Origin of the sequence: Rhodoferax sp. (assembly GCF_023701345.1) — a bacterium.
GTDB lineage: Bacteria > Pseudomonadota > Gammaproteobacteria > Burkholderiales > Burkholderiaceae_C > Rhodoferax.
The window spans coordinates 1-7,131 of the sequence record NZ_JAMPXE010000150.1; the positions used below are offsets into that span (position 1 = coordinate 1).

The 7,131-nt window shown below is 58.0% G+C and carries 6 protein-coding genes; 5 read left to right on the top strand and 1 reads right to left on the bottom strand.

The features are described 5' to 3' along the window. The 5 genes from NDI87_RS15430 to NDI87_RS15450 form a co-directional block, all read left to right on the top strand. Window positions 1-807, top strand: an 807-nt coding sequence (locus NDI87_RS15430; protein WP_296276336.1) for a malate dehydrogenase, incomplete at its 5' end; no start/stop codon positions are given. Window positions 808-828: 21 nt separating this feature from the next. Next, a complete protein-coding gene (locus NDI87_RS15435; protein ID WP_296276337.1) occupies window positions 829-1,875 on the top strand; it encodes an aldolase/citrate lyase family protein in 1,047 nt (348 codons plus the stop codon). Window positions 1,876-1,980: 105 nt separating this feature from the next. Continuing rightward, window positions 1,981-4,578: a bifunctional aconitate hydratase 2/2-methylisocitrate dehydratase gene (acnB, locus tag NDI87_RS15440; RefSeq protein WP_296276338.1), complete on the top strand. Its 2,598-nt coding sequence runs from the start codon at window positions 1,981-1,983 to the stop codon at window positions 4,576-4,578. Between the two features lie 163 nt (window positions 4,579-4,741). Next, window positions 4,742-5,389 carry a DUF47 domain-containing protein gene (locus NDI87_RS15445; RefSeq protein WP_296276339.1) on the top strand — a complete coding sequence of 216 codons (648 nt, stop codon included), beginning with the start codon at window positions 4,742-4,744 and terminating at the stop codon, window positions 5,387-5,389. A 20-nt stretch (window positions 5,390-5,409) separates the two neighbouring features. Beyond that, window positions 5,410-6,420, top strand: coding sequence for an inorganic phosphate transporter (locus NDI87_RS15450; protein ID WP_296276340.1), 1,011 nt, complete (start codon window positions 5,410-5,412; stop codon window positions 6,418-6,420). Between the two features lie 16 nt (window positions 6,421-6,436). Here NDI87_RS15450 and NDI87_RS15455 read toward each other — a convergent pair whose 3' ends face one another. Then, window positions 6,437-6,958, bottom strand: coding sequence for a GNAT family N-acetyltransferase (locus NDI87_RS15455; protein ID WP_296276341.1), 522 nt, complete (start codon window positions 6,956-6,958; stop codon window positions 6,437-6,439). Window positions 6,959-7,131 lie beyond the last annotated feature (173 nt).

Here is a 7,131-nt window from a genome sequence, read left to right on the forward strand (position 1 = left end):
CAGGATTGCGCCTTCCCATTACTGGTCGGCATGGAAGCCCACAGTGACCCCATGACCGCTTTCAAGGACGTGGATTACGCCCTGCTGATTGGTTCGCGCCCGCGTGGCCCGGGCATGGAGCGCGCAGAATTGCTGGCCGTGAATGCCGAGATTTTCACCGCCCAGGGCAAGGCCCTGAATGCCGTGGCCAGCCGCGATGTGCGCGTTCTGGTGGTGGGCAATCCTGCCAACACCAACGCCTACATTGCCATGAAGAGCGCCCCCGATCTGCCACGCAAAAACTTCACCGCCATGCTGCGCCTGGATCACAACCGTGCCTTGAGCCAATTGGCCTCCAAGACTGGCAAGGCAGTGGCTGACATCGAAAAAATGGCGGTCTGGGGCAACCATTCGCCCACCATGTACGCCGATTACCGTTTTGCCACCATCAACGGCGCAAGCGTCAAGGACATGATCAACGACGCTGACTGGAACGCCAACACCTTCCTGCCCACCGTGGGCAAGCGTGGCGCGGCCATCATTGCCGCGCGCGGCGTGTCGTCAGCCGCATCGGCCGCCAACGCAGCGATCGACCACATGCGCGACTGGGCTTTGGGCACCAACGGCAAATGGGTCACCATGGGCATTCCATCCAATGGCGACTATGGCATTCCGAAAGACACCATGTTCGGTTTCCCGGTGACCTGCGCCGGCGGCGAGTACAAACTGGTCGAAGGCCTGCCAATCGACACGTTCAGCCAGGAATGCATCAACAAAACGCTCAAAGAACTGCAGGACGAGCAGGCTGGCGTCGCCCATCTGCTGTAAACCCAATTCAAAGTCAGGCTTGTGACCCACCCGCGCGACGTATTGCTGGGCCCGGCAGCGGCCGCACCCTTGCCGGTGTGCGACCACTACTGCGGCATCCAGTCGCGCATGGTCAAAAGTCTGGCTCTGCAGGCCGAACTGGCACAAGAGTTGGGGACTTGTGCGTTTGATGTCACGCTCGATTGCGAGGATGGAGCGCCTGTGGGCGGGGAAAAAGACCATGCCGAGATGGTCGCAGAGCTTGCTGCAAACGCATGGTCTGTGAGTCAGAAATCACCCCAACATGAACGCGCCCGTATTGCCGCCCGGGTCCATCCGGTTGACCACCCCGCCTTCGCGCAGGATGTGGCAACCATCATCGGGTGCGCAGCTGAGGCCTTGTGCCATGTGATGATCCCCAAGGTTGATTCGGTGGCTGACGTCGAGCTCGCCCTGAGCCACATTGACCAGGCGGCCAACAACACCGGTCGCAGCACACCCTTGCCCATCCACGCACTGATTGAGTCGCCGCTGGCGGTGCACCATGTGGCAGCCATCGCCGCGCATCCCCGCGTTGAATCACTCAGCTTTGGCTTGATGGATTTTGTCTCGGCCCATGGCGGCGCGATTCCTGCCAGCGCCATGGCGACGTCGGAACTCAGTCGCCCTGAAGATCTGGATCAATTCAGTCACCCGCTGGTGGTACGAGCCAAGCTGGCGATCACTGCGGCTTGCCACGCCTTCGGCAAGACAGCCTCGCATTGCGTGGTGACCGAATTTAAAAACATTGCAAAACTGGAAGCTGCCGCCAGGCACGCCAGTCGTGCCCTGGGCTTTGGCCGCATGTGGAGCATTCACCCCGATCAAATTCGCCCGATCCTGGCGGCCTTCTCTCCAGCAGCCAATGAAGTTGCGCAGGCCAGTCGCATCGTTTGCGCCGCCCATGCTGCCGATTGGGCACCCATTTCACTCGATGGTCATTTGCATGACCGTGCCAGTTACCGCTATTTTTGGCAGGTCCTGGTGCGCGCCCACCAAACAGCCAAGCTGCAAGTCCATGATCCCGCCCATGTTTTTTTCTCTACTTGATGATCGAGTCGCTCATTCTTAGCTTCTTATTTGTTACCCGTTGATGAGCAAAAGACACCCGCCCTGTTACCGCTCAATGCATTTTTTGATTTAAAGGAGTTCACCATGTTGCAAACTTACCGTGCCCACGTCGCCGAACGCGCCGCGCTCGGCATTCCCGCGCTGCCCTTGACGGCGCAGCAGACCGCCGAGTTGGTTGAGCTGCTGAAAAACCCGCCCAAGGGCGAAGAACCAACACTGTTGGACCTGATCACCCATCGCGTGCCCGCCGGCGTTGATGACGCGGCCAAAGTCAAGGCCAGCTACCTGGCGGCGGTAGCACACGGCAGCGAAAAGTGCGCACTGATCAGCCGTGAAAAAGCCACCGAATTGCTCGGAACCATGCTTGGCGGCTACAACCTGACGCCGCTGATCGACCTGCTCGACGACGCCGTGGTGGCCCCGGTTGCCGCTGAAGCACTGAAGAAAACCCTGTTGATGTTCGACCAGTTCCATGATGTCAAGGACAAGGCCGACAAGGGCAATGCCCACGCCAAAGCCGTGCTGCAAAGCTGGGCCGATGCCGAATGGTTCACCAGCCGCCCTGAAGTCCCGCAAAGCTTCACGCTGACGGTGCTCAAGGTCACCGGTGAAACCAATACCGACGACCTGTCCCCTGCCCCTGACGCCTGGAGCCGCCCCGATATCCCGCTGCACGCCCTGGCCATGCTCAAAAACAAGCGCGACGGTATCACCCCCGAAGAAGACGGCAAGCGCGGCCCGGTCAAGTTCATCGAAGACCTGCGCGCCCGTGGCAATCTGGTCGCTTACGTGGGCGATGTCGTCGGTACCGGTTCCAGCCGCAAGTCGGCCACCAACAGCGTGTTGTGGTTCACCGGCGAAGATATTCCCTTTGTTCCCAACAAGCGCTTTGGTGGTGTTTGCCTGGGCGCCAAGATTGCACCCATTTTCTACAACACCATGGAAGATGCGGGCGCCCTGCCGATCGAGCTCGACGTCAGCCAGATGAACATGGGCGACACCATCGAGTTGCGCCCCTATGACGGCAAAGCCCTGAAAGACGGCAAAGTCATCGCCGAGTTCAAACTCAAGAGCGAGGTGCTGTTCGACGAAGTGCGCGCCGGTGGCCGTATCCCCTTGATCATTGGCCGCGGTCTGACCGCCAAGGCACGTGAAGCCCTGGGTCTGCCCGTGTCGACCCTGTTCCGCCTGCCGCAAAACCCCAAAGCCACGGGCAAGGGCTTCACGCTGGCGCAAAAGATGGTGGGACGTGCCTGCGGCCTGCCCGAAGGTCAGGGCGTTTTGCCCGGAACCTATTGCGAACCCAAGATGACCAGCGTGGGCTCGCAGGACACCACCGGCCCGATGACCCGCGACGAGCTGAAAGACCTGGCCTGCCTGGGCTTCAGCGCCGATCTGGTGATGCAATCCTTCTGCCACACCGCAGCCTATCCGAAACCTGTCGACGTGAAGATGCACCACGAGTTGCCCGAGTTCATCAGCAACCGCGGCGGCATTCCGCTGCGTCCGGGTGACGGCATCATCCACAGCTGGCTCAACCGCATGCTGTTGCCCGATACCGTCGGCACCGGCGGCGACAGCCACACCCGTTTCCCGATCGGCATCAGCTTCCCCGCCGGCTCCGGCCTGGTGGCGTTTGGCGCCGCCACCGGCGTGATGCCGCTGGACATGCCCGAGAGCGTGCTGGTGCGTTTCAAGGGCCAAATGCAACCCGGTGTCACGCTGCGTGACCTGGTCAACGCCATTCCGCTGTACGCCATCAAGTCGGGCGAACTCACGGTCGCCAAGCAGGGCAAGAAGAACGTGTTCTCCGGTCGCATTCTTGAAATTGAAGGCCTGCCAGACCTCAAGGTCGAGCAAGCCTTCGAACTCAGCGACGCTTCTGCCGAGCGCAGTGCGGCCGGTTGTACCGTGCACCTGAACAAAGAGCCGATCATTGAGTACATCAACAGCAACATCGTGATGCTGAAGTGGATGATTGCCAATGGTTACTCGGATGTGCGCACCATCAACCGCCGTATCAAGGCGATGGAAGCCTGGCTGGCCAATCCGCAATTGCTCAAGGCCGACGCCGACGCCGAATACGCCAGCGTGATCGAGATCGACCTGGCTGACATTCACGAGCCGATCGTGGCCTGCCCGAACGACCCGGACGATGTCAAAACCCTGTCGGAAGTGGCGGGCGCCAAGATTGATGAAGTGTTCATCGGCTCCTGCATGACCAACATCGGTCATTTCCGCGCCGCCTCCAAATTGCTGGAAAACAAGCGCGACATCCCGGTCAAGCTGTGGATGGCACCGCCCACCAAGATGGATGCCAAGCAGCTCACCGAAGAAGGCCACTACGGCGTTCTGGGTTCTGCCGGTGCGCGCATGGAAATGCCGGGTTGTAGCCTGTGCATGGGCAACCAGGCGCAGGTCAAGGAAGGCGCCACGGTGTTCTCCACTTCCACCCGCAACTTCCCGAACCGTTTGGGCAAGAACAGCAATGTGTACCTGGGCAGCGCCGAATTGGCAGCCATCTGCTCCAAACTGGGCCGTATTCCCACCAAAGCCGAATACATGGCCGACATGGGTGTGCTAACCGCGGCCAGCAGCAAGATCTACCAGTACCTGAACTTCGACAAGGTGCAGGACTACACCGATGCAGCAGCGTCTGTGAAGGAAGTCGCCACGGCCTGAATGGGCTTGAGCAACTGGCATCGTGAATGATGCCAGCCAGTTAAAAAACGCCTCGCAGCTTCAACTGCGAGGCGTTTCTGTTTCTGCCGCTGACTGGCTGACAGTTAAACTCATGTCCATCATCAAACCGTCATGGTATTGAAATATTCCCAAGGAGTTCCCCGTGTTTTTTGGCAAACTGCTTCCACGCGACACCAATTTTTTCAAACTGTTCAACCAGCACGCCAACCACATCGTCGAGGCAGCGCATGCATTTTCCAAGCTCGTTGCCAATTACAGCGATCTGACCCTGCGAGAAAAATACCACCGCGAAGTAAACCATGCCGAAGGCGCTGCAGACCGCATCACCCATGAGGTCAATAAAGCGCTCCACAAGACCTTCATCACACCCATCGATCGGGAACAGATTCACAGCCTGATCAACACCATGGATGATGTTGCCGACCTGATTCAGGATTCTGCAGAAACCATGGCCTTGTATGACATCCACCACATGACCGATGAGATCAGCCGGCTCACCGATTTAAGCGTGAAATGCTGTGAGCGTGTCCGTGATGCGGTGCAATTGTTGAGCAAAATTGCCGATGCCTCCACCGCCGATGCCGCGCTGAAAACCTGCGACGAAATTGACAAGCTGGAAAGCGATGCCGACCGGGTCATGCGCACCGCCATGAGCAAATTGTTTCGTGAAGAGCCTGATGTGCGCGAACTCATCAAACTCAAAGCCATTTACGAATTACTGGAGACCATAACGGACCGCTGTGAAGACGTAGCCAACTTGATCGAGGGTGTTGTCCTCGAGAACTCCTGATTGGCACGAGGCTCAGAACTATGGAAACTGTACAAACCGCGTTGTGGGTGGTGGTTGTTTTGGTGTTGATGGCCATTATTTTTGACTTCATGAACGGCTTTCACGATGCCGCCAACTCCATTGCCACCGTGGTCTCCACCGGCGTTCTCAAACCAGGTCAAGCCGTTGTTTTTGCCGCATTTTTCAATGTGATAGCCATTTTTGTCTTCCACCTGAGCGTGGCAGCCACGGTGGGCAAGGGCATTGTGTTGCCAGGCGTGGTGGACACCCATGTCGTATTTGGTGCTTTGGTAGGCGCCATTACCTGGAATTTCATCACCTGGTACTACGGCATCCCCAGCAGTTCTTCACACGCCTTGATTGGCGGCATTGTGGGTGCGGCCATCGCCAAGGCGGGCGTTGACTCCCTGATTTCTGCCGGCATCCTGAAAACGGTGTTATTTATTTTTGTCTCGCCCCTGTTGGGTTTTTTACTGGGATCCGCCATGATGATTCTGGTGTCCTGGAGTTTTCGCAATTTTCGCCCCCTCAAGGTTGACAAATGGTTCAGGCGCTGGCAATTGGTGTCCGCTGGGGCATACAGCCTGGGCCATGGCGGCAATGATGCCCAAAAAACCATCGGCATCATCTGGATGCTGTTGATCGCCACCGGCTATACCAACGTGGCAGACCAGACGCCACCGACCTGGGTCATTGTGGTCTGCTACTCGGCCATTGGCCTGGGCACCATGTTTGGCGGCTGGCGCATTGTGAAAACCATGGGGCAAAAAATCACCAAACTCAAACCGGTCGGTGGTTTTTGTGCCGAAACCGGGGGCGCCATCACCTTGTTTTTAGCCACGGCCCTGGGGGTGCCCGTGTCGACCACGCACACCATCACCGGTGCCATCGTGGGCGTAGGTGCCACACGCCGCGCCAGCGCCGTGCGTTGGGGGGTCGCTGGCAACATCATCTGGGCCTGGATTCTGACCATTCCAGCCAGTGCGTTTGTCGCTGCGGTCGCTTACTGGATCAGTTTGCAAGTATTTTGATGCACGGAAAGCACCGTTACAACGGGGCTGATCTGTCACCATGACCCAAGGCCTTGTCCATCAGCACCACGTCCAGCCAGCGCTCGAACTTCCAGCCGCATGACTTGAGTGTGCCGACATGGCCAAAGCCAGCGCTTTGGTGGACGCCAATGGAACCCAGGTTATTGGAGTCTCCAATCACGGCAATCAGTTTGCGCACACCGGCACGCTCAGCCTGACTGATCAGTTCGGCCAGCAATGAACGGCCCAATCCCTGCCCAATAGCAGTTGGGGCAAGATAAATGGAATCTTCTGCCGAATACCGGTAAGCGGGGCGCGGTTTGAACCAGTTGCAATAGGCGAATCCCAGCACCTGAGTGCCATCCAGAGCAACCAGATACGGCAAATTCTTGCCCAGGACGTCTGCCTGACGCTGTGCCATGTCAGCCTCAGTGGGCGGATCGACTTCAAAAGTTCCTGTTCCATGCAACACATGGTGGGCATAAATGGCCGTAATTTGTGCAATGTCGCTGGATTGGCCGGGACGAATGATAGGCATGGTAGTGAAGAACGATATAATGTACGGCTGTCTGGCGTGTCGCATAACCGGGTGGTTATGTCGCGTGTCTCAAACGCCAGGTTAAATGCCAATTTTCGTGGAAGTTATTCCACTTCCCCAAAGGATACATCATGGTCGTCATTCGACTCGCCCGTGGCGGTGCAAAAGCTCGC

Excerpts from the sequence above, each read along its gene's own strand:
- acnB (WP_296276338.1), top strand. The coding sequence starts at position 1,981 with ATGTTGCAAACTTACCGTGCCCACGTCGCCGAACGCGCCGCGCTCGGC.
- NDI87_RS15450 (WP_296276340.1), top strand. The coding sequence starts at position 5,410 with ATGGAAACTGTACAAACCGCGTTGTGGGTGGTGGTTGTTTTGGTGTTG.
- NDI87_RS15455 (WP_296276341.1), bottom strand. The coding sequence starts at position 6,958 with ATGCCTATCATTCGTCCCGGCCAATCCAGCGACATTGCACAAATTACG.